Source organism: Sterolibacterium denitrificans, from assembly GCF_900174485.1.
In the GTDB taxonomy this organism is placed as follows: Bacteria; Pseudomonadota; Gammaproteobacteria; order Burkholderiales; family Rhodocyclaceae; genus Sterolibacterium; species Sterolibacterium denitrificans.
In genome coordinates, this window is the sequence record NZ_LT837803.1 from 1,415,296 (window position 1) to 1,433,795 (window position 18,500).

An 18,500-nucleotide genomic window follows, 5' to 3' on the forward strand; every position below is an offset into this window, starting at 1 on the left:
CAAGGAGAGCAACATCATGGCAACCAACGAAGTACTCGCGAAACTGACGGAGCTTGGATACAAAAATGAGGGGACGCTCTCGGGATGGGATAGGTTGGACATCCCCGTCAAGGACAATCCTGCTGGCTACGACGGTGCAGCGTTCTACAATCCTCTGACCAACGAAGTCGTCGTCGTGAGTCGGGGTACCGAGCCGCCCCCAGGTGATGGTGACTGGACTGCCAACGCACAGATGCTGGCCAGAAAGGCGCCCGATCAGTACCAGCACGCGCAGGATTTTCTGGCACAGGTCAGCGCTCGGTACCAAGACGCCAACTTCACCCTCACCGGCCACTCTCTCGGCGGCGCGCTAACGCAGTTGCTGGCGGCGGAAACGGGACTGAAGGCCGTGACCTTCAACGCCTACGGTGCGGCGGAACTGGTTGCCGACCTGAATGCGCGCTACAACCTCAACATCGACGCAAACGGGACGCACGAGAACATCACCAACCACCGAACGCAGTTTGATGCGGTCTCCACAGTACCCGGCACGACGCATCTCGGAGAGGTACAGGTTCATCTTACGACTTCGGAAACTATCGTAGCGATCAACTTACGACTGATCACGGGCTTGGTACCATTGCCAGTATTGGGAGATATTGGTTTGGGCTACTGGTCACACAAGATCGACCGATTCACCACGGAAGTCTTCCCGCTGCCCGGGAACGAGCTGATACCAAACCTCCTCGGTCTGGCCAATCTTGCGGGTAGAGGCAGTATTTACGACGTTCAAAGAATCTCTATCGCCAACCTGTTGATCACCCGCCTCACAACCCTCTTCGCCTCCGCCGAAACCCAAGCCAGCCCGCTGATCCTCGATCTGGACGGCGACGGCGTGGAAACGCTCTCGAAGGCCGAGGGCGTCCACTTCGACCACGACGGCAACGGCTTCGCGGAGCTGAGCGGCTGGGTCGGCAAGGACGACGGCCTGCTGGTCTGGGATCGCAACGGCAACGGCCAGATCGACGCCGGCAGCGAACTCTTCGGCAACAACACGCGGCTGGCCAACGGTCAGAAAGCCGCCAACGGCTTCGCCGCGCTGGCCGAACTCGACAGCAATGGCGACGGCAAGATCGACGCCAACGACGCCGGCTTCGCCAACCTGCGGATATGGCGGGACGCCGACAGCGACGGCCTGACGGACGCCGGCGAACTGCTCACCCTCGAAGCCGCGGGCGTGCTCTCGCTCAACACGGCCTACACCACCGCCAGCACGATCACCAACGGCAACGCATACAAACAGAACGGCAGCTACAAACTCAGCAGCGGCGGCACGGCGGCCATGAGCGACGTCTGGTTCGCGGCGGACTACGCCCGCACGGAAGAGAAGAACCGGATCGACCTCCCGGAAGACATCGCGGCCTTGCCCGACCTCGCCGGCTTCGGCAACGTGCGCAGCCTGCGCCAGGCGATGGCGCAGGACGAAACCGGCGCCCTGCGCGCCCTGGTCGAACAATTCGTGGCCGAACCCAGCGCCGCCGTCCGCAACGGCCTGATCACGCAAATCATCTACACCTGGGCCGGCGTCACGCAAATCGCCCCCAACAGCCGCGGCAGCTACATCGACGCACGCAAACTGGCCGCGCTGGAAATTTTCCTGGGCGATGCCTTCCGGCAAAGTGGAAACGCCAATCCGGCAAACGCTGCCGCCGGCCTGCTGGACAGCGCCTTCAACGAACTGGCCGGCTGGGTCAACGCCCACCTGATGCTCCAGACGCACTCCGCCGACCTCTACGGCAGCATCGGCCTGGCCTGGAACGAAACCACGGGCAGCTTCGACCTGGACGTCAGCCAAACCCTGGCGCTGCTCCAGAGCGAATATGCCGCCAACCCAGGCACCGGCATCATCCGCCTGATCAGCTTCTTCGACGAACTCGCCGTCTTCGGCGATACCGGCCTGGAAATCCGCAACCGATTGAAGGAATACGGTGATCCTGCGGGAGACGGCTTTAGCTTCTTCCTGGCCCAGGAAGTGGACGAACTCACTCAAGGGTCGACCGGCAATGACACGCTGAAAGCCGCCAATGCCAAAAACACCCTGTTGGTCGGCTGGGATGGAAATGACACCCTGAACGGCGGCAGCGGTAACGACAGCCTGTACGGTGGCAATGGCAACGACACCCTCACCGGGGGAAGCGGCAACGACATCCTGGATGGTGGTGCCGGCAACGACACACTGGATGGTGGCGACGGCAAGACATCCTGGACGGCGGCGCCGGCAACGACAGTCTGGACGGTAGATCGGGCAACAACACCTATCTGTTCGGCAAAGGCGATGAGCAGGACACCGTGGAGCTCTACTACAACACCACGGCCGGCAGGCTCAACGTCCTGCAATTCAAGGCCGGCGTCCTGCCGGACGAAGTGACGATGGCGCGCTCGGACGCCGATCTGATCCTGCGCGTGGCAGGCACGACCGACCGGATCACCGTGCGATATTTCTTCTCCGGCGACAACCCGGCAGGCGCCTATAACCCGGTGCAACAAGTCCGCTTCGACGACGGCACCAGCTGGGACATCGAAGCCATCAAGGCCAGGCTCTTCGCCGGCACCGACGGTCACGATACCCTGCGTGGCACGGTCGGCAACGATCTCATTTACGGCGGTCTGGGCAACGACACGCTCAATGGCGCGGCCGGCAATGATCAGCTGTTCGGCGGCGAGGGCGCCGACACACTGGATGGTGGCGACGGCAACGACATCCTGGACGGCGGTGCCGGCAACGACAGTCTGAACGGTGGGTCGGGCAACAACACCTATCTGTTCGGCAAAGGCGATGGGCAGGACACCGTGGAGCTCTACTACAACACCACGGCCGGCAGGCTCAACGTCCTGCAATTCAAGGCCGGCGTCCTGCCGGACGAAGTGACGATGGCGCGCTCGGACGCCGATCTGATCCTGCGCGTGGCAGGCACGACCGACCGGATCACCGTGCGATATTTCTTCTCCAGCGACAACCCGGCAAGCGCCTATAACCCGGTGCAACAAGTCCGCTTCGACGACGGCACCAGCTGGGACATCGACGCCATCAAGGCCAGGCTCTTCGCCGGCACCGACGGTCACGATACCCTGCGTGGCACGGTCGGCAACGATCTCATTTACGGCGGTCTGGGCAACGACACGCTCAATGGCGCGGCCGGCAATGATCAGCTGTTCGGCGGCGAGGGCGCCGACACACTGGATGGTGGCGACGGCAACGACATCCTGGACGGCGGTGCCGGCAACGACAGTCTGAACGGTGGGTCGGGCAACAACACCTATCTGTTCGGCAAAGGCGATGGGCAGGACACCGTGGAGCTCTACTACAACACCACGGCCGGCAGGCTCAACGTCCTGCAATTCAAGGCCGGCGTCCTGCCGGACGAAGTGACGATGGCGCGCTCGGACGCCGATCTGATCCTGCGCGTGGCAGGCACGACCGACCGGATCACCGTGCGATATTTCTTCTCCAGCGACAACCCGGCAAGCGCCTATAACCCGGTGCAACAAGTCCGCTTCGACGACGGCACCAGCTGGGACATCGAAGCCATCAAGGCCAGGCTCTTCGCCGGCACCGACGGTCACGATACCCTGCGTGGCACGGTCGGCAACGATCTCATTTACGGCGGTCTGGGCAACGACACGCTCAATGGCGCGGCCGGCAATGATCAGCTGTTCGGCGGCGAGGGCGCCGACACACTGGATGGTGGCGACGGCAACGACATCCTGGACGGCGGTGCCGGCAACGACAGTCTGAACGGTGGGTCGGGCAACAACACCTATCTGTTCGGCAAAGGCGATGGGCAGGACACCGTGGAGCTCTACTACAACACCACGGCCGGCAGGCTCAACGTCCTGCAATTCAAGGCCGGCGTCCTGCCGGACGAAGTGACGATGGCGCGCTCGGACGCCGATCTGATCCTGCGCGTGGCAGGCACGACCGACCGGATCACCGTGCGATATTTCTTCTCCAGCGACAACCCGGCAAGCGCCTATAACCCGGTGCAACAAGTCCGCTTCGACGACGGCACCAGCTGGGACATCGACGCCATCAAGGCCAGGCTCTTCGCCGGCACCGACGGTCACGATACCCTGCGTGGCACGGTCGGCAACGATCTCATTTACGGTGGCCTGGGCAACGACACGCTCGATGGCGCGGCGGGCAATGACATCCTGCAAGGCGGCCTGGGCAACGACACGTTGAGCGACAGTTCGGGAACCGCGCTCTTCGACGGCGGCGCGGGGAACGATACGCTTACCGGCGGGGCCGCCGCCGAGGTGTTCATCGGCGGGGCCGGGAACGACACCTTGACCACCGGCGCGGGGAACGACGTGATCTGTTTCAACAAGGGTGACGGGCAGGATGTCTTCGCCGCGGGGGGCACCGGCGCCGATACCCTTTCGCTCGGCGGCAATTTCGCTTACGGCGATCTGGCCTTTTCCAAGTCGGCCAACGACCTCGTGCTCAAGGTGGGTGCGGACGACCAGATCACTTTCAAGAACTGGTATGCCACTTCGCCCTCGAAGCCGGTGACCAGGCTGCAGGTGATCGCCGAGGCGATGGACGCCTTCGCGGCCGGCGGCAGCGATCCGCTGCTCGACCAGAAGGTGGAGAGCTTCAACTTCGCCGGCCTGGTCGGGGCCTTCGATGCCGCCCGGGCCGCCAACAGCGGCTTGACGAGCTGGGCGCTGACCGATGCCTTGACCAGCTTCCAGTTGGCGGGCTCGGATACGGCGGCGCTGGGCGGCGATCTGGCCTACCAGTACGGCAAGAACGGCACGCTGGCCGGGATCGGCGTCACGCCGGTGCTCGGCACGTTGTCGGATGCGAATCTGGGCACCAATCCACAGGCGCTCAATTCGCTCGCCAGTCTGCAGACCGGCACCCTCCGCCTTTCGTAATCCGGTGGGGGTGCGGGTATCTGGTGTCCCGCACCCCGCTTGGGCGTCCGAAGGCGGATGAAACCAAGGTCTTCACGGCAATCCGGCTGGATGCCGATCTGCTGGAAGCGTTCAAGGCCACAGGCCCTTGTTTCCGGAGAGAACGAGAACGGCTGTCCCGTCAGGTGGTCGTTGCGTGGCTTCGGTTTCGCAGATTTTGCAGCATCGGCCCGCTGGCGCTCGTGCAGGACGACTGAGCGGGGCTATCGGAGGAAGCCGGAGCGGGTAAAACCGCTGCGGTGATGTGACGGAAAAGAAAAACGCCGACTGCAATGTACAGTCGGCGTTTCGTGATACAGAGGTTGGCAAGTGCTACCGCTTAACCTCTAGCTTTTTGGCGCGCCCGGAGCGATTCGAACGCCCGACCCCTTGGTTCGTAGCCAAGTACTCTATCCAACTGAGCTACGGGCGCAAAAAAGTTAGAAGGCGGATTGTACAGATGAATTTTGTTTTGCTCAATAGATTGCGTGTCGATTGTTCGTCGATGGGATGGTTTCTCGGTCCGCAGCAGGCGGTGCAATGGGTGGCATGCGTGATGATGATGCCAAGGAAATGAGGCCGCCAGGATTTGTTGTGTTAGAGTTTTCCTCCTGTGCTGACGGCTGCATCCGCGCAACTGCTTGTGATGGAGGGTGGTTTGCAAGCCACAGGGCAGGATCTCGCCACGTATAAAAACGGGTTGCCGGAAGTGAAGCGAACGCGTTTCCGGCGCGGATAACGTGGCTTTGGACAGCAACCTGACAGCATGAAAGGAGACAGGATCATGGATATACAGGCACTTTGGGGAACCTTGCAGACGACTTTGGGCGGGCAGATTCCCCAACTTTTGGGGGCGCTGCTCGTTTTCGTCATTGGCTGGATCGTGGCCGTCGTCTTGCGCGCGGGAGTGCGCCATGGCTTGTCCAGTGTGGGGCTGAACAAACATTTTTCCGGGTTGACCGGGCAAAAGATCAATCTTGAGGGGGTATTTTCGATTGCGGTTTTCTGGGTCGTGTTGTTTTTGACGCTGATTGCCGTTTTCAACTCGCTTGATCTGACCGTGGTCTCCGGGCCTTTCGCCGCGCTGACGACGGAGGTTTTCCAGTATGCGCCGCGCCTGCTGAGCGCGCTGCTGCTGTCGCTGGTGGCCTGGCTGCTGGCCAGCATCGTGCGCATGCTGGTGATCAAGGGTCTGAGCAAGACGACGCTGGACGAGAAGCTGGCTGAACATGCGCGGATGGCGCCGATTGCCGACAGCCTGGCGCAAGCGCTGTTCTGGCTGGTGGTGTTGCTGTTCCTGCCGGCCATCCTCGGCGCGCTGAACATGGAAGGGCTGCTCGATCCCTTGCGCGACATGGTTGGCAAAGTGCTCGACATGCTGCCGAACGTCTTTGCCGCGCTGATCATCGGCGGCGTCGGCTGGATCGTTGCCGTCGTATTGCGCAATATCGTCAGCAATCTGACGCACACGGCCGGTCTCGATGCGTTTGGCGCGCAGGCCGGACTGGGCGAGGGGATGCGCCTGTCGCGGATAGCCGGCCTGCTGGCTTTCATCGTGATCTTTCTGCCGTCGCTGATTTCGGCGCTCGATGCGCTGAAGGTCGAGGCGATTTCGCGGCCGGCAACCAACATGCTCTCGGTGATGATGCTGGCCGTGCCCGACATCATTGCGGCGGCGCTGATTCTCACCGTCACCTGGCTGGTGGCCAGTTTCGCCAGCAAGCTGCTGACGGGGCTGCTCGCCACGATGGGCTTCGACAATCTGCCGGAACGCATCAATCTCGCGCATGCTTTCGAGAAAACCAAGGCCTCGACTTTCGTCGGCCGCCTGGCGATGTTCTTTGCGATGCTCTTCGCGACGATCGAGGCGGCGGCCCAACTGGGCTTCGAGCTGGTCAGCGATATCGTGGCGAACTTCATCCACTTCGGCGCGGACATCCTGCTGGGCGGAACCATCTTCGTCGTCGGCTTTTGGCTGGCCAATGTCGCCTACACGGCAATCGACAAGGCGAGCGGCGCGCAGACCAAGGGCCTGGCCCGCATCGCCCGTTATGCCATCCTGGCGCTGGTCACCGCCATGGGCCTGCGCGCCATGGGGATTGCCGACGATATCGTCAACCTGGCTTTCGGCTTGACGCTCGGCGCCATCGCCGTCGCCGTCGCGCTGTCTTTCGGCCTGGGCGGCCGCGAGGCGGCAGGCAAGTTGATGGATCACTGGCTGGGCAAGCTGCGCCGCGATGAATAAAGACTGATCGCCCGCAAGCCGTTTCTGCTCATGGCCCGTCAGCTTTGCTGGCGGGCCATTTTTCGGTGCGTAACGACTCATCTTGCCCTATCATGAAGCGTCAAGATGAATCATGACGAAGGCTGGAGCAGGCCATGACTATTGCCACCCGTGAAAAACTTTCCTCCCAGGCCGCCCCCAAGGTACTGGCGGCGTTGCGCCAGATCGCGGAGAGCCAGGGACGCCAGTTCCAGGCCGTGCTGGACGAGGCCCTGCGCGACTACATCGACCGGCAACAGCAGGAGCGGCCGCGCCGTCATGTGATGGCCTCGTTTGCCTCCAGCCTGGACGAATTCGACAGCCTCTACCGCGAACTGGCCAAGTAAGCCGTGGCGCGCGATTACCTGACGGTGGCCGATGTGCTCGGCATGCACGCGGTGCTGATGCAGCGATATGGCGGCGCGCCGGGCAGCGCGTCCGTCAAGGTGGGCACAACATTCCGGAGGCTGTGATCCGGCGCCGTTTTGCCGCAGGACTGGAAAATTTTCACCATCATTACGTCCCCGCTGTCGATGCCTGGGCGCTGTACGACAACGCTGGCGAGAAACCGGTGCTACTGGACTGGAGCGAGCAATGAATACCAAAAAAACCATCGATCAGGCGAGCACTGCCGATCTGCGTGGCTCATGGGCGGCATTGCAGCGTGCCGCACAGCGGGCACGTGAGCTGGCGGCCCAAACCGGCACCGAACTGGTGGTCAGCCGAAACGGCGTCATCGAGCGCATCAAACCTCAGCTCGATCCTGCCGACCATCGAGTGCAGGAAACGCCGGGGCAATACAAGGACGCCAAGGACGCGCCATGAGTGCATTCGCAGCAAAAATCCATCAATGGCAAGTGAGTGCTTGACAGCAGGGAGGCGTTCGAATGCGCCTGTCAGTCGGACATGTGGGTGCGACAGGGCCGTATCCGCTTCTGGGCGCGCAGCCTCGTGCGGCGGTAGGCCGTTGCCGCTTCGTAATGGTCAAGGACAAGCGCCGGGATTGGATTGAGGCAAACCTGTGATGATTTCGGGATAGCTGCCAAGCTCATCCCCAATGCACGCGCCGGAAATGCTGAACCTGCCGCGCAGGGTGGTGGCGTGAAGGGCTGGGGTAAAATCCGCCGATGGACGCGATCTTGGGTTATCTGGCGGTTGCCGTTGCGGCCGCGCTGCTGGTGGCTGGCCTGGCCTGGCTGCGGTTGGGTGAAGTGCGGCGGTTGGGCCGCCTGGAGGTTGAAGCCGAGCTGGCGGGGCTGAATGAGCGCCTGAGGGCGCGCGATGAGGAGCTTGGCCGGGCGCGCGGGCAGCTTGCCGAGAGTCATGGCGTTACCGAGGAATTGCGCCAGCGCGTGGCCGATCTGCGCACGCGCGAGGCCGAGCTGACCACCCAGTTGGCCGAGGAGCGCCGCGGCGGCGCCGAAAAGCTCGCCACGCTGGAAGCGGCCCGGCAGTCGTTGCAGGACAGCTTCAAGGCGCTGTCGGCCGATGCCCTGAGCCGCAACAATCAGAGTTTTCTGGAGCTTGCGCGCAGCACGCTGGAAAAATACCAGGAGGGCGCGCGCGGCGAACTGGAAAAGCGCCAGCAGGCGATCCAGGAACTGGTCGGCCCGGTCAAGATCACGCTGGAGAAGTTCGAGCAGCAGGTGCAGACGGTGGAAAAAAACCGCGTCGAGGCCTATGCCACGCTGACCGAGCAGGTCAAGTCGCTGGCGCAGTCGCAGGGCCAGCTGAAGCAGGAAACCGCCAATCTGGTGAAGGCGCTGCGTGCGCCGCAGACGCGCGGGCGCTGGGGCGAGCTGCAACTGAAGCGGGTGGTCGAGATGGCCGGCATGCTCGACCATTGCGATTTCTTCGAGCAGGAGAGCGTCGGCACCGAGGACGGCCAGTTGCGCCCCGACCTGATCGTGCGTCTGCCCGGCGGCAAGAATATCGTCGTCGATGCCAAGGCGCCGCTGGCGGGCTATCTCGATGCGCTGGAAGCCCAGGATGACGCCACGCGCCAGCGCCGGCTGCAGGATCATGCGCGCCACGTGCGCGAGCATCTGGTGAAGCTGGGCCGCAAGTCCTACTGGGAGCAGTTTCAGCCTTCGCCTGAATTCGTCGTTCTGTTCCTGCCCGGTGAAATGTTCTACAGCGCCGCGCTGGAAGTGGAGCCGGCGCTGATCGAAGCCGGGGTCGAGCAGAAGGTGATCCTCGCCACGCCGACGACCTTGATCGCGTTGCTGCGCGCCGTGGCCTATGGCTGGAAGCAGGAGGCGCTGACCGACAACGCGCGCGAGATCAGCGCGCTGGGCAAGGAGTTGTACGAACGCATGGCCGTGCTGGCCGATCACTGGCATGACGTCGGCCGTCACCTGGGCAGCGCCGTCGGCGCCTACAACAAGTCGCTGGCTTCGCTCGAATCACGCGTGCTGGTTTCGGCGCGCAAGTTCCGTGATCTCAAGGCGGTGTCCGAAGACCGCGAGCTGCGCGCGCTGGAGGCGCTCGAAGTCGCGCCGCGTGGCGCGCAGGCGCCGGAATTACTGGGCGCGGCCGGCGAGGATTGAGGATAGCGGCGTGGGGAGTCGGGCGTGACCGAAGAGCGGCCGGAATACTGGCGCTGGGATGAAAGCTGCTGGCTGGATGAGACGCGCGACTGGCGCGGCGGCATCGTCACTGCCGGGGTGGATGTCGGTTCGGTGAGTTCGCAGGCCGTGGTCTGCGTCGATGGCGGGATTTACGGCTACAACAGCGTGCGCACCGGCAACAGCAGCCCGGATTCGGCGCAGCGGGCGCTGGCGGGCGTGCTGGAGAAAAGCGGCCTGCAGTTGAGCGACATCCGCCATGTGGTGGGCACTGGCTACGGGCGGGTGAATGTGCCGTTCGCGCACAAGGCGCTGACCGAAATCGCCTGCCATGCGCGCGGCGCCAACTACATGGCCGGGCCGAGCGTGCGCACCATCCTCGACATGGGCGGCCAGGACTGCAAGGCCATCCGTTGCGACGAGCGCGGCAAGGTGACGCAATTCCTGATGAACGACAAATGCGCGGCGGGCACCGGGCGCGGCATGGAAGTCATCGCCGATCTGATGCAGATTCAGATCGGTGAACTGGGTGCGCGTTCGTTTGACGTCGATGAGGAACCGCCGGCCGTCTCCTCGATCTGCGTGGTCTTCGCCAAATCCGAGGCGCTGGGCATGCTGAAGGCCGGCTACACCAAGAACAAGGTGATCGCCGCTTATTGTCAGGCGATGGCCGAGCGGGTGGTGGCGCTGATCGAGCGAGTCGGTGTCGAAGGCGATTTCTTCATCACTGGCGGCATCGCCAAGAATTCCGGCGTGGTCAAACGCATCGAGCGCCTGCTGGGCGTGACGGCGGTGGCGTCCAGATTCGATAGCCAGATCGCCGGCGCCCTGGGCGCGGCCCTGTTTGCCCACACGCTGGTGATGAAGCAGGCGGCGAAAGCGGGTTGATTGGTTGAGCGTGGTTGAGCGGCAGGAAGCGAAGGGTCTGCAATGTTGGCAAATTATGGTTATCAGGATGGTTCCGGGGTCTATTACATCCGCATCGATACCGACGCCTGCGTGGATTGCGTCGAGCGCGGCTGTCTGGCGGCCTGCCCCGAGCAGTTGTTCGCGCCGATGATCGACGACTACGACGATGAAGTGGTGGAAGTGCGGGAAGCCTGCCGCCAGCGCCTGGCCGGTCATTGCGCCGCCTGCAAGCCGGCTGCCGGCTATGACCGCCTGCCATGCACGGCCGCCTGCCCGGCGGGGGCCATCGTCCATTCCTGGTGAACGGGATGTCGATGGCGATGGCAATGTCTCCGCAGGATTTGCTGGCCGCCGGCTGGCAGCGCCAGACCACCATCGACGAGCCGCGCCTGTCGGAACTGGCGGAGAACTACCGCGCGCTGGGCTATGCCGTGCATATCGCGCGCGACGCGGTGACGGATGGCTGCGGCGAATGCTACGAGGCGAAGCCGGGCTGCACGTTGGGCACGCTGTACATCCGCCGCGATCCTGCCGCGGACAGCGCTGTCGCCGATGAGTTGTTTTGATGAATGAGGTCTTCCCCATCCATCTGCGGCGCCGCCGGCTGACGGCGCGGGAACAGGCGCGGCAGCCGGCCGGCGCCACGGCCGGCATCACCCTGGATGGCCGCCCGCTTGCGCCGGCAGCCGGCAGCAGCCTGCTGGAAGCGGCGCGGCAGGCGGGGATTTACATCCCGGCCTTGTGCGCCCATCCCGAACTGCCGTCCGCCTGCAATGGAGACGCTGATTGGGGCGGTTGCGGCCTGTGTCTGGTGGCGGTGGAGGGTACGGCCGAATTGCAGCGTGCCTGCCGGGTGATGGTGACCGAAGGGCTGCAAGTGACCAGCCGGAATCCGGACATCGAACATGCCCGTCAGCAGGCGCTGGCGGCCATCCTGGCCGATCATCCGCATGTCTGCCTGAGCTGTCCGCAGCGCGAAGGCTGCTCGCGCGTGACCTGTAGCTTCGGCCATCCCGTGGCGGCGCGCTGCTGCGGGATTTTCAGCCATTGCGAATTGCGCAAGGTGGCCGACCACGTGGTGATCCCGCCAGATACGCCGGACTATCGGCCGCAGCATTACGCGCGGCCGCTGCCGGTGGTGAAGGACGAGCCGTTCTACGACCGCGATTACAACCTGTGCATCGACTGCCGGCGCTGCCTGGTGGCTTGCAACGAGGTGCGCGGCGTGGGTTGTCTGGAAGTCAAGCAGGAAGCCGATGGCCGCCGCTGGGTGGGACCCATCGCCGAGACATTGGCGGCATCCGATTGCATGTTCTGCAATGCCTGCGTTTCGGTCTGTCCGACCGGCGCGCTGATCGACCGGGTGGATCGCACTCCGCCCGTCGGGCAGAAACAGGCCGGCCAAGCCCCGTGCGCCACGGCTTGCCCGGCCGGCATCGACGTGCCGCGTTACGTGCAACTGGCCGGGCTGGGGCGCTTTGCCGAGGCCAATGCCGTGGTGCGCGAGAAGCTGCCGTTTCCCGGCATCCTCGGCCGCGCCTGCTATGCGCCTTGCGAGACGGATTGCCGGCGGGGCAGGCTCGATGATCCGCTGTCCATCCGCAGCCTCAAGCGCATCGCCGCCGAGCATGACGATGGCCGCTGGCGCGAGCTGCAGCGCCGCCTGCCGCCGACAGGCAAGCAGGTCGCGGTGATCGGCGCCGGCCCGGCCGGGCTGACGGCGGCTTTCTATCTCGCCAAGCTGGGGCACGCCGTCACGATTCATGAAGCCCAGCCGGAAGCCGGCGGCATGGCGCGCTACGGTATTCCGGCCTATCGCCTGCCGCGCGAGGTGATCGCCGATGAGGTGGCGGAAGTCGCCGCCGTTGGCGTGGCGTTCCGTTTCAATACGCGCGTGGAAAGCCTGCAAGCCCCCGAACTGCAGGCCGCGGATGCCGTGTTCGTCGCCATCGGCGCTCAGCAGGGCAAGCCGCTGGAAGCCGCCAGGCCGCAGCCCGGCGTGATGGATGGCGTGGATTTCCTGCGCGCCGTGGCTCGTGGAGAAGTCGGGAATTTGCCGGACGAGGTGACGGTGATCGGCGGCGGCGACGTCGCCTGCGATGCGGCGCGCAGCGCCCTGCGTCTGGGCGCGGCGTCCGTGGAGATGATCTATCGCGGCTCCGGTGATCGTTTGCGCGCTCACCCCGGCGAGCTGGCCGCCGGTCTGGAGGAAGGCGTGCAACTGCGTCTGCAAAGCACGCTGCAGCAGGTCGCGCGTGAAAACGCTGCGCTGGGCCTGCAATGGCAAGTGGCCGACCCGGCTGCCGCACGTCCGGCAGGACAGACCGGCTTGCTCATCGGCGCCATCGGCCAGCAGGTGGCGGGCTTGGGGCTCGCGGGCGGACTGCTCGAAGTCGATGATGAATTGCGCCTCGCCGGTCAGCACAAGGTTTTCGCCGGCGGCGATGCCGTCACGGGGCCGGCCAGCCTGATCGATGCCGTGGCTCAGGGCCGGCGCGCGGCCAGCGCCATCGACCGCTTTCTCGGCGGCACGGGCGAGATCGACGAAGTCCTGCTCGATGCGCCCTGGCGCGAGTGGCGGACGCCGGACGATATTGCCCGGATCGCTGGCGATGAAACGCACAAACGAGGTTTCAATCAGCGTCGCGCCGTCGCTGCGCCCAGGCTGGCACCCGCCGAGCGGCAGGGCTGGATGGAGGTGGAACGCTGCTACCCGCTCGCGGATGCCTGCAGCGAAGGGCTGCGCTGCCTCAAATGCAACCTGATGCACGAGATGCAGGTAGCCGAACTGCCACCCGTTTCACGCCAGTCACTCGATCCTGCCACGCTGGCAAGCGTGCCGGCCGAGCCGGGGGTGTATTTCATTTTCGATGCCGGCAATGCCTTGCTGGCGATCAAGGGCGTGGCCAACCTGCAGGCCGGCTTGCGCGAGGCGCTGGAACAACTGGATGACACAGCCTTGCACAGCTACCGCCTGGAAATTGCCCACTTCTACAGCCAGCGCGAAAATGAACTGCTCCAGGCCTACAGCGAACAACACGGCCGCCTGCCGCCGGGCATCGGGGATGATGCGCTGGATGATCTGTTTTGAGGGGCTGGCCCGTTGCCCTTCCTTGTATTCCGTTGCATGACGAGTGATGCACTTCACCCGCGCCGATGCGCAAACCGAAACCAGTTATCCTGTGGCCCTTTGTCCAAATCCCGAAAGCTGTCCGGCTCGTGAAAGAAGCAGAAAAAATATTTTCGTCGGCGTATGAGTCCACGCAATGGCTGGCTGTCGATCTGAGCGACGGTCTGCTCAAACTGACGCTCGACCGTCCGCCGGTCAATGTGTTGAACATTACCTTGCTGAATGCGCTTGCCGCCGTGCTTGGGCAGGCTGCGGCGGATGCCCGGGTGCGGGTGCTGCTGCTGACGGCGCGCGGGGAGCGCTATTTCTCCGCGGGCGTCGAGGTGGCCGAGCACGGCGCGGCGCAGGTGGAGGAGATGCTAGCCGCGTTTCATGACGTGGCGCGGCGCTTGCGGGCGTTCCCGCTGCCGACGCTGGCGGCATTGAATGGTTCGGCTTTGGGCGGCGGGCTGGAGCTGGCGCTGGCCTGCGACATGCGGCTGGCGGTGGCGGATGCGCAACTGGGGCAGCCGGAAATCCGTCTGGGGGTGTTTGCGCCGGTGGCGGCCATCCTGTTGCCGCGCTTGCTGCCGCCGGGACTGGCGCATGAAATGCTGCTGGGCGGACGGCTGCTCGAGTCGAGTGATGCGCTGCGGTTCGGTTTGCTGAATCGCGTCTGGCCGCGCGAGGCGTTCGACGCCGGCGTGGCGGAATTCTTGGCGCCTTGCCTGCAACTTTCGCGGGCGGCGCAGCTACACAACAAGCGGGCGCTGCGGGCGGCGCAGGGGCAGCCGTTCGATGCGGCTTTGAGTCTGCTCGAACGCCAGTATCTGGATGAATTGATGGCGACGCATGATGCGCATGAAGGCATCGCGGCTTTCCTGGAAAAGCGCGTGCCGCAGTGGAGAAACCGGTGACGAGCGAGGCGATTCATGCCTGGCAGATGGTCGCGCCCGGTGAGCTGCGCTGTGTGAGCCTGCCGCCGCCAACGCTGGCCGCTGGCGAAGTGCTGGTGGAAATCCACGGCTGCGGCGTCTGTCACACCGATCTGTCGTATTTCCATGATGGCGTGCCGACGCGGCAAGCGCCGCCGCTCACGCTGGGGCATGAGATCGTCGGCGTGGTGGTTGCTGCGGCCGAATCCGATTCGCCGCTGCCTGGCCGCGAGGTGATCGTGCCGGCGGTGTTGCCCTGCCATGCCTGTGAGCTGTGCCGTGCGGGGCGGGAGAATCGCTGTCTGCAGCAGCGCATGCCGGGCAATTCATTGGGTATCTACGGTGGCTTTGCCAGCCACATTCCCGTACCGGGACGCGATCTGTGCGTCATTCCCGCGGCGGCGCGCGGCGAGATTCCCCTGGCGCATCTGGCGGTGGTCGCCGATGCCGTCACCACGCCGTATCAGGCCGCGCGCCGCGCGGCGCTGGCGAGCGGCGATCGGGTGATCGTCATCGGCGCGGGCGGCGGGGTGGGCGGCTACATGGTGCAGTTGGCGAAGACTTTGGGGGCGGCGACGGTCGTCGGCATCGACGTCGACAGCCAGCGACTGGCGCTCGTGCAGGCTTACGGCCTGGATCATGCCATTGCGGCAGGCGGGCTCGATGTGACGCAACTGAAAGCCGCCTTCAGAAGCTACTGCCAGACGCAGCAGTTGCCGGCCAACGTGGGCTGGAAGATTTTCGAATGCAGCGGCAGCCGTACCGGCCAGGCGTTGGCGCTGGCGCTGCTGGGTTTCGTCGGCAAGCTCGTCGTGGTGGGCTATGGCACGGACGAACTGCGTTACAACATTTCGCGCCTGATGGCATTCGATGCCGAAATCATCGGCAGTTGGGGTTGCGCGCCCCGGCATTATCCGCAGGTGCTGCAGCTCTGCCTCGACGGCCGCATCGCGCTGGAACCGTTCGTCGAAGTTCAGCCGATGAGCGCGATCCGCGAAGTTTTCGAGGCAGCCCGCCACGGCGAGCTTCGGAAGCGCGTGATTCTGACGCCCGACTTTTGATCCGCATCGACGCCTCACGCTTCACTCTTCAACTTTCATTTTCACTTTTCCCAAGGCTCTCCCATGTCCCTCGATTGGCTGCCCCGCGACGATACGTCAAAGAACCATGCCCTGTTCGGTGACGAGCATTTTTCCGCCGCTGCGCCGGGTGTGATCTTCGAGAAACGCCCGCTGCTGGATGCGGCCGGCCAGCCGGTCGATGGTTTGTATTCGGCCTGGATCTGGCTCAACAATCCGGCGCAGCACAACGCTTACACCACCGAGATGGTGAAAGGCGTGATCGCCGGTTTTCAGCGGGCTTCAAGCGACCGCTCGGTGGTGGCGGCGGTGTTCGCAGCCAGGGGCGGCAAGGCCTGGAGCAGTGGCGGCAATACCAAGGAATACGCCGAGTACTACACGCGCCGGCCGCATGAATACGGCGATTACATCGATCTCTTCAACCGCATGGTGGATGCCGTGCTGGAGTGCCGCAAGCCGGTGATCTGCCGCGCCAGCGGCATGCGCGTGGCCGGCGGCCAGGAGATCGGCCTGGCGGCGGATCTCACCGTGTCGAGCGATCTGGCGCTGTACGGCCAGGCCGGCCCGCGCCATGGTTCCTCACCCGTCGGTGGCGTGACGGATTTTCTGCCGTGGTTCCTGACCATCGAGGATGCGATTTACAACTGCGTCTCCTGCGAGCTGTGGTCGGCCTACAAGATGAAGCTGAAAGGCATGATCAGCAAGGTCGAGCCGGTGCTGAAGAAGGACGGCCAGTGGCTGCGCAATCCCCTGGTGCGGACGGATGCCTGGCTGGAAGACGGCGAGATCGTCTATGGCGAACCGATTGCGCCCGAAAGCCAGGCGGCGGCGCGCGATTTGATCGCGGCCTGCACGCTGGACTTCAGCCGGATCGATGGCGAGATCGACAAGCTGATCTGGAACTTCGCCAACCTGTTCCCCAACTGCCTGCAGACCTCGCTCGACAGCATGCGCGCCAAGAAGCGTTATTTCTGGGATGCCGCCAAGCACATGAACCGCCACTGGCTGCAGGCCAACATGAACAATGAAGCCTGGCTGGGGTTCAACGCTTTCAACACGCGCAAGCTGACGGGGCGGGATACCGTCGATTTCATCAAGCTGCGCCAGCGTCTGGCCGAGGGGGCGGCGCTGGATGAGCGGCTGATGGAGGAAGTGCTGGCGCAGCCGCAGGGTCGCGGGCAGGGATAAACGGGAGGCGGGCCGGCGACGGCTAGAAAATCCCCAGCGCCAGCCCTGCGGCCAGCGCCGCGCCCAATTCTTCCGCCTGGGCCAGGTCGTTCGCGGTGATTTCCTTGCGCACGATCAGCGGTTCGGCCGCGCGCTTCCAGCCGTAGCCGGTGGCGATGCGCTCGATCTGCGTCACCGCGCCGCGCCCGTCGTTGCCGGCGGAAACGAAGACGGCATAGGGCAGGGCGACGGTCTTGCCTTCGGCGGGGTAATAGGTGCGGTCGAAAAAATCCTTGATCGCGCCGGACATGTAGCCGAAGTTTTCCGGCGTGCCGATGAGCAGGCCCCGGCAGCCGAGCAGGTCTTCCAGCGTGGCATCGAAGGCGCGCTTCATTACCGCGCGAATGCCCGGTTCGGACTGCGCGCCGCGCAGCACCGCTTCGGCGAGCCGGGCGGTGTTGCCGCTCTGGCTGTGATAGACGATCAGCAGTACGGGCTGCGCGGATTCAGAAGCGTTCGTCATCGCGCAGGTAACGCCATTGTCCGGGCGGCAGATCGCCCAGGCGCACGCGGCCGATGCGCACGCGCTTCAGGCCAAGCACTTTCAGGCCCACCAGTTCGCACATGCGGCGTATCTGGCGCTTCTTGCCTTCCCGCAGGACGAAGTGCAACTGGTCTTCGTTCTGCCAGCGCACCTGGGCGCGCTTGAGCGGCTTGCCATCCAGGCTCAGGCCGAAATTCAGGCGGGCCAGATCCTCGGCGCCGAGCTTGCCTTCGACGCGCACCAGGTATTCCTTGTCGATGGTCGAATCGGCGCCGATCAATTGCTTGGCGATGCGGCCGTCCTGGGTGAGCACCAGCAGTCCCGTCGAATCGATGTCCAGCCGCCCGGCGGGTGCCAGTCCTTTCAGTTGCGCCGGTGCAAAGCGCTGCGGATGCGCATCGCCGGCCTGCCGGCTGGCCGCCGAGATCAGGCTCACCGCCGGCGGATAACCGTGCTCGGCCTGCCCGGAAACATAACCCACCGGCTTGTGCAGAAGGATGGTCACCCGCGCCTCTTGCGCACTTTGCGCGGCGCGGTTGAGCGTGATCTTTTGCGTGGGCAGCGCCTTGCTGCCCAGCTCGCTCACCTGTTTGCCATCGACGAACACCCAGCCGCGTTCGATGTAGACGTCCGCCTCACGGCGTGAACACAGGCCCTGCTGGGCCAGCAGCTTGGAGATGCGGACGGGTTCCATGGCGGCGGGAGGGGGATGGGGTATGACGTTCGTCCGGTTCCTGTGAGCGTAAGAGCGCAAGAACGTGAAACTGACCGCAGAAATGCACAGCGCCGGACTGGCCGGCGCTGTGCAGATGTTTGGTTGCGGGGGCAGGATTTGAACCTACGACCTTCGGGTTATGAGCCCGACGAGCTGCCAGACTGCTCCACCCCGCGTCTGAGAAGCGGAATTATAAGGAGCTTGCGTGGAATGTCAAGGATTCTTGGTTGTTTTTCTCGCGCGGCGCTTGTGTCGGCGCGTCCGGGACGGAGGT

Annotated in this window: 16 protein-coding genes, 2 tRNA genes and 1 pseudogene; 15 read left to right on the forward strand and 4 right to left on the reverse strand. The window is 64.3% G+C overall.

The features are described 5' to 3' along the window. Window positions 1–16: 16 nt before the first annotated feature. The 3 genes and pseudogenes from SDENCHOL_RS14620 to SDENCHOL_RS06520 form a co-directional block, all read left to right on the forward strand. Window positions 17–2,221 (forward strand): annotated as a pseudogene (locus SDENCHOL_RS14620) (DUF6792 domain-containing protein); the annotation flags it as partial. A 107-nt stretch (window positions 2,222–2,328) separates the two neighbouring features. Continuing rightward, the gene (locus SDENCHOL_RS14145) at window positions 2,329–4,920 is read left to right on the forward strand and encodes a calcium-binding protein (protein ID WP_172955015.1); all 2,592 of its coding nucleotides are present in this window, start codon (window positions 2,329–2,331) and stop codon (window positions 4,918–4,920) included. A gap of 23 nt (window positions 4,921–4,943) precedes the next feature. Further along, a complete protein-coding gene (locus SDENCHOL_RS06520) occupies window positions 4,944–5,156 on the forward strand; it encodes a BrnA antitoxin family protein (RefSeq protein WP_197706864.1) in 213 nt (70 codons plus the stop codon). 138 nt (window positions 5,157–5,294) lie between these two features. Here the strand turns inward: SDENCHOL_RS06520 and SDENCHOL_RS06525 are convergent. Then, window positions 5,295–5,371: transfer RNA gene (locus SDENCHOL_RS06525), tRNA-Arg, on the reverse strand. A 351-nt stretch (window positions 5,372–5,722) separates the two neighbouring features. On the opposite strand from SDENCHOL_RS06525, the gene SDENCHOL_RS06530 reads away from it, so the two are divergent. The 12 genes from SDENCHOL_RS06530 (at window position 5,723) to oah (ending at window position 16,988) form a co-directional block, all read left to right on the forward strand. After that, window positions 5,723–7,183, forward strand: coding sequence for a mechanosensitive ion channel (locus SDENCHOL_RS06530; protein WP_154716490.1), 1,461 nt, complete (start codon window positions 5,723–5,725; stop codon window positions 7,181–7,183). A gap of 134 nt (window positions 7,184–7,317) precedes the next feature. Beyond that, the gene (locus SDENCHOL_RS06535; RefSeq protein ID WP_154716491.1) at window positions 7,318–7,548 is read left to right on the forward strand and encodes a hypothetical protein; all 231 of its coding nucleotides are present in this window, start codon (window positions 7,318–7,320) and stop codon (window positions 7,546–7,548) included. A 3-nt stretch (window positions 7,549–7,551) separates the two neighbouring features. Next, window positions 7,552–7,674 (forward strand): hypothetical protein, encoded by a 123-nt coding sequence (locus SDENCHOL_RS14625; RefSeq protein ID WP_269458630.1) that lies wholly within the window; start codon window positions 7,552–7,554, stop codon window positions 7,672–7,674. Between the two features lie 121 nt (window positions 7,675–7,795). Then, window positions 7,796–8,026 carry a hypothetical protein gene (locus tag SDENCHOL_RS06545; RefSeq protein WP_154716492.1) on the forward strand — a complete coding sequence of 77 codons (231 nt, stop codon included), beginning with the start codon at window positions 7,796–7,798 and terminating at the stop codon, window positions 8,024–8,026. A gap of 302 nt (window positions 8,027–8,328) precedes the next feature. Further along, window positions 8,329–9,750, forward strand: coding sequence for a DNA recombination protein RmuC (gene rmuC, locus SDENCHOL_RS06550; protein WP_154716493.1), 1,422 nt, complete (start codon window positions 8,329–8,331; stop codon window positions 9,748–9,750). Window positions 9,751–9,774: 24 nt separating this feature from the next. Further along, the gene (bzdQ, locus tag SDENCHOL_RS06555) at window positions 9,775–10,656 is read left to right on the forward strand and encodes a benzoyl-CoA reductase, bzd-type, subunit Q (RefSeq protein WP_154716494.1); all 882 of its coding nucleotides are present in this window, start codon (window positions 9,775–9,777) and stop codon (window positions 10,654–10,656) included. Between the two features lie 42 nt (window positions 10,657–10,698). Beyond that, complete coding sequence (locus SDENCHOL_RS06560; RefSeq protein ID WP_154716495.1) at window positions 10,699–10,980, forward strand: ferredoxin; 282 nt, start codon at window positions 10,699–10,701, stop codon at window positions 10,978–10,980. A gap of 23 nt (window positions 10,981–11,003) precedes the next feature. Then, complete coding sequence (locus SDENCHOL_RS06565; protein ID WP_172955016.1) at window positions 11,004–11,243, forward strand: hypothetical protein; 240 nt, start codon at window positions 11,004–11,006, stop codon at window positions 11,241–11,243. Continuing rightward, entirely contained in the window at window positions 11,243–13,768 is a 2,526-nt protein-coding gene (locus tag SDENCHOL_RS06570; RefSeq protein ID WP_154716497.1) for an FAD-dependent oxidoreductase, read from the forward strand. Before SDENCHOL_RS06565 ends, SDENCHOL_RS06570 begins: the two co-directional genes overlap by 1 nt. 128 nt (window positions 13,769–13,896) lie before the next feature. Further along, the gene (locus SDENCHOL_RS06575; RefSeq protein ID WP_197706865.1) at window positions 13,897–14,703 is read left to right on the forward strand and encodes an enoyl-CoA hydratase/isomerase family protein; all 807 of its coding nucleotides are present in this window, start codon (window positions 13,897–13,899) and stop codon (window positions 14,701–14,703) included. Then, complete coding sequence (had, locus tag SDENCHOL_RS06580; RefSeq protein WP_197706866.1) at window positions 14,700–15,782, forward strand: 6-hydroxycyclohex-1-ene-1-carbonyl-CoA dehydrogenase; 1,083 nt, start codon at window positions 14,700–14,702, stop codon at window positions 15,780–15,782. Before SDENCHOL_RS06575 ends, had begins: the two co-directional genes overlap by 4 nt. Window positions 15,783–15,845: 63 nt before the next feature. Further along, window positions 15,846–16,988, forward strand: a complete 1,143-nt coding sequence (oah, locus tag SDENCHOL_RS06585) for a 6-oxocyclohex-1-ene-1-carbonyl-CoA hydratase (protein WP_154716499.1) — start codon at window positions 15,846–15,848, stop codon at window positions 16,986–16,988. A 22-nt stretch (window positions 16,989–17,010) separates the two neighbouring features. Here oah and SDENCHOL_RS06590 read toward each other — a convergent pair whose 3' ends face one another. The 3 genes from SDENCHOL_RS06590 to SDENCHOL_RS06600 all read right to left on the reverse strand — a co-directional run bounded on the left by SDENCHOL_RS06590 (window position 17,011) and on the right by SDENCHOL_RS06600 (window position 18,402). Beyond that, window positions 17,011–17,490, reverse strand: a complete 480-nt coding sequence (locus SDENCHOL_RS06590) for a flavodoxin family protein (RefSeq protein WP_154716500.1) — start codon at window positions 17,488–17,490, stop codon at window positions 17,011–17,013. Further along, window positions 17,474–18,205, reverse strand: a complete 732-nt coding sequence (locus tag SDENCHOL_RS06595; RefSeq protein ID WP_154716501.1) for a pseudouridine synthase — start codon at window positions 18,203–18,205, stop codon at window positions 17,474–17,476. Before SDENCHOL_RS06595 ends, SDENCHOL_RS06590 begins: the two co-directional genes overlap by 17 nt. Window positions 18,206–18,325: 120 nt before the next feature. Continuing rightward, window positions 18,326–18,402, reverse strand: a tRNA-Met gene (locus SDENCHOL_RS06600). Between the last annotated feature and the right edge of the window lie 98 nt (window positions 18,403–18,500).

What these genes read in the sequence shown, in the direction of transcription:
- SDENCHOL_RS06570 (WP_154716497.1), top strand. Translation starts at nt 11,243, where the DNA reads ATGAATGAGGTCTTCCCCATCCATCTGCGGCGCCGCCGGCTGACGGCG.
- SDENCHOL_RS06590 (WP_154716500.1), bottom strand. Translation starts at nt 17,490, where the DNA reads ATGACGAACGCTTCTGAATCCGCGCAGCCCGTACTGCTGATCGTCTAT.
- SDENCHOL_RS06535 (WP_154716491.1), top strand. Translation starts at nt 7,318, where the DNA reads ATGACTATTGCCACCCGTGAAAAACTTTCCTCCCAGGCCGCCCCCAAG.
- rmuC (WP_154716493.1), top strand. Translation starts at nt 8,329, where the DNA reads ATGGACGCGATCTTGGGTTATCTGGCGGTTGCCGTTGCGGCCGCGCTG.
- SDENCHOL_RS06545 (WP_154716492.1), top strand. Translation starts at nt 7,796, where the DNA reads ATGAATACCAAAAAAACCATCGATCAGGCGAGCACTGCCGATCTGCGT.
- SDENCHOL_RS06565 (WP_172955016.1), top strand. Translation starts at nt 11,004, where the DNA reads ATGTCTCCGCAGGATTTGCTGGCCGCCGGCTGGCAGCGCCAGACCACC.
- SDENCHOL_RS06595 (WP_154716501.1), bottom strand. Translation starts at nt 18,205, where the DNA reads ATGGAACCCGTCCGCATCTCCAAGCTGCTGGCCCAGCAGGGCCTGTGT.
- SDENCHOL_RS06560 (WP_154716495.1), top strand. Translation starts at nt 10,699, where the DNA reads ATGTTGGCAAATTATGGTTATCAGGATGGTTCCGGGGTCTATTACATC.
- SDENCHOL_RS06530 (WP_154716490.1), top strand. Translation starts at nt 5,723, where the DNA reads ATGGATATACAGGCACTTTGGGGAACCTTGCAGACGACTTTGGGCGGG.
- oah (WP_154716499.1), top strand. Translation starts at nt 15,846, where the DNA reads ATGTCCCTCGATTGGCTGCCCCGCGACGATACGTCAAAGAACCATGCC.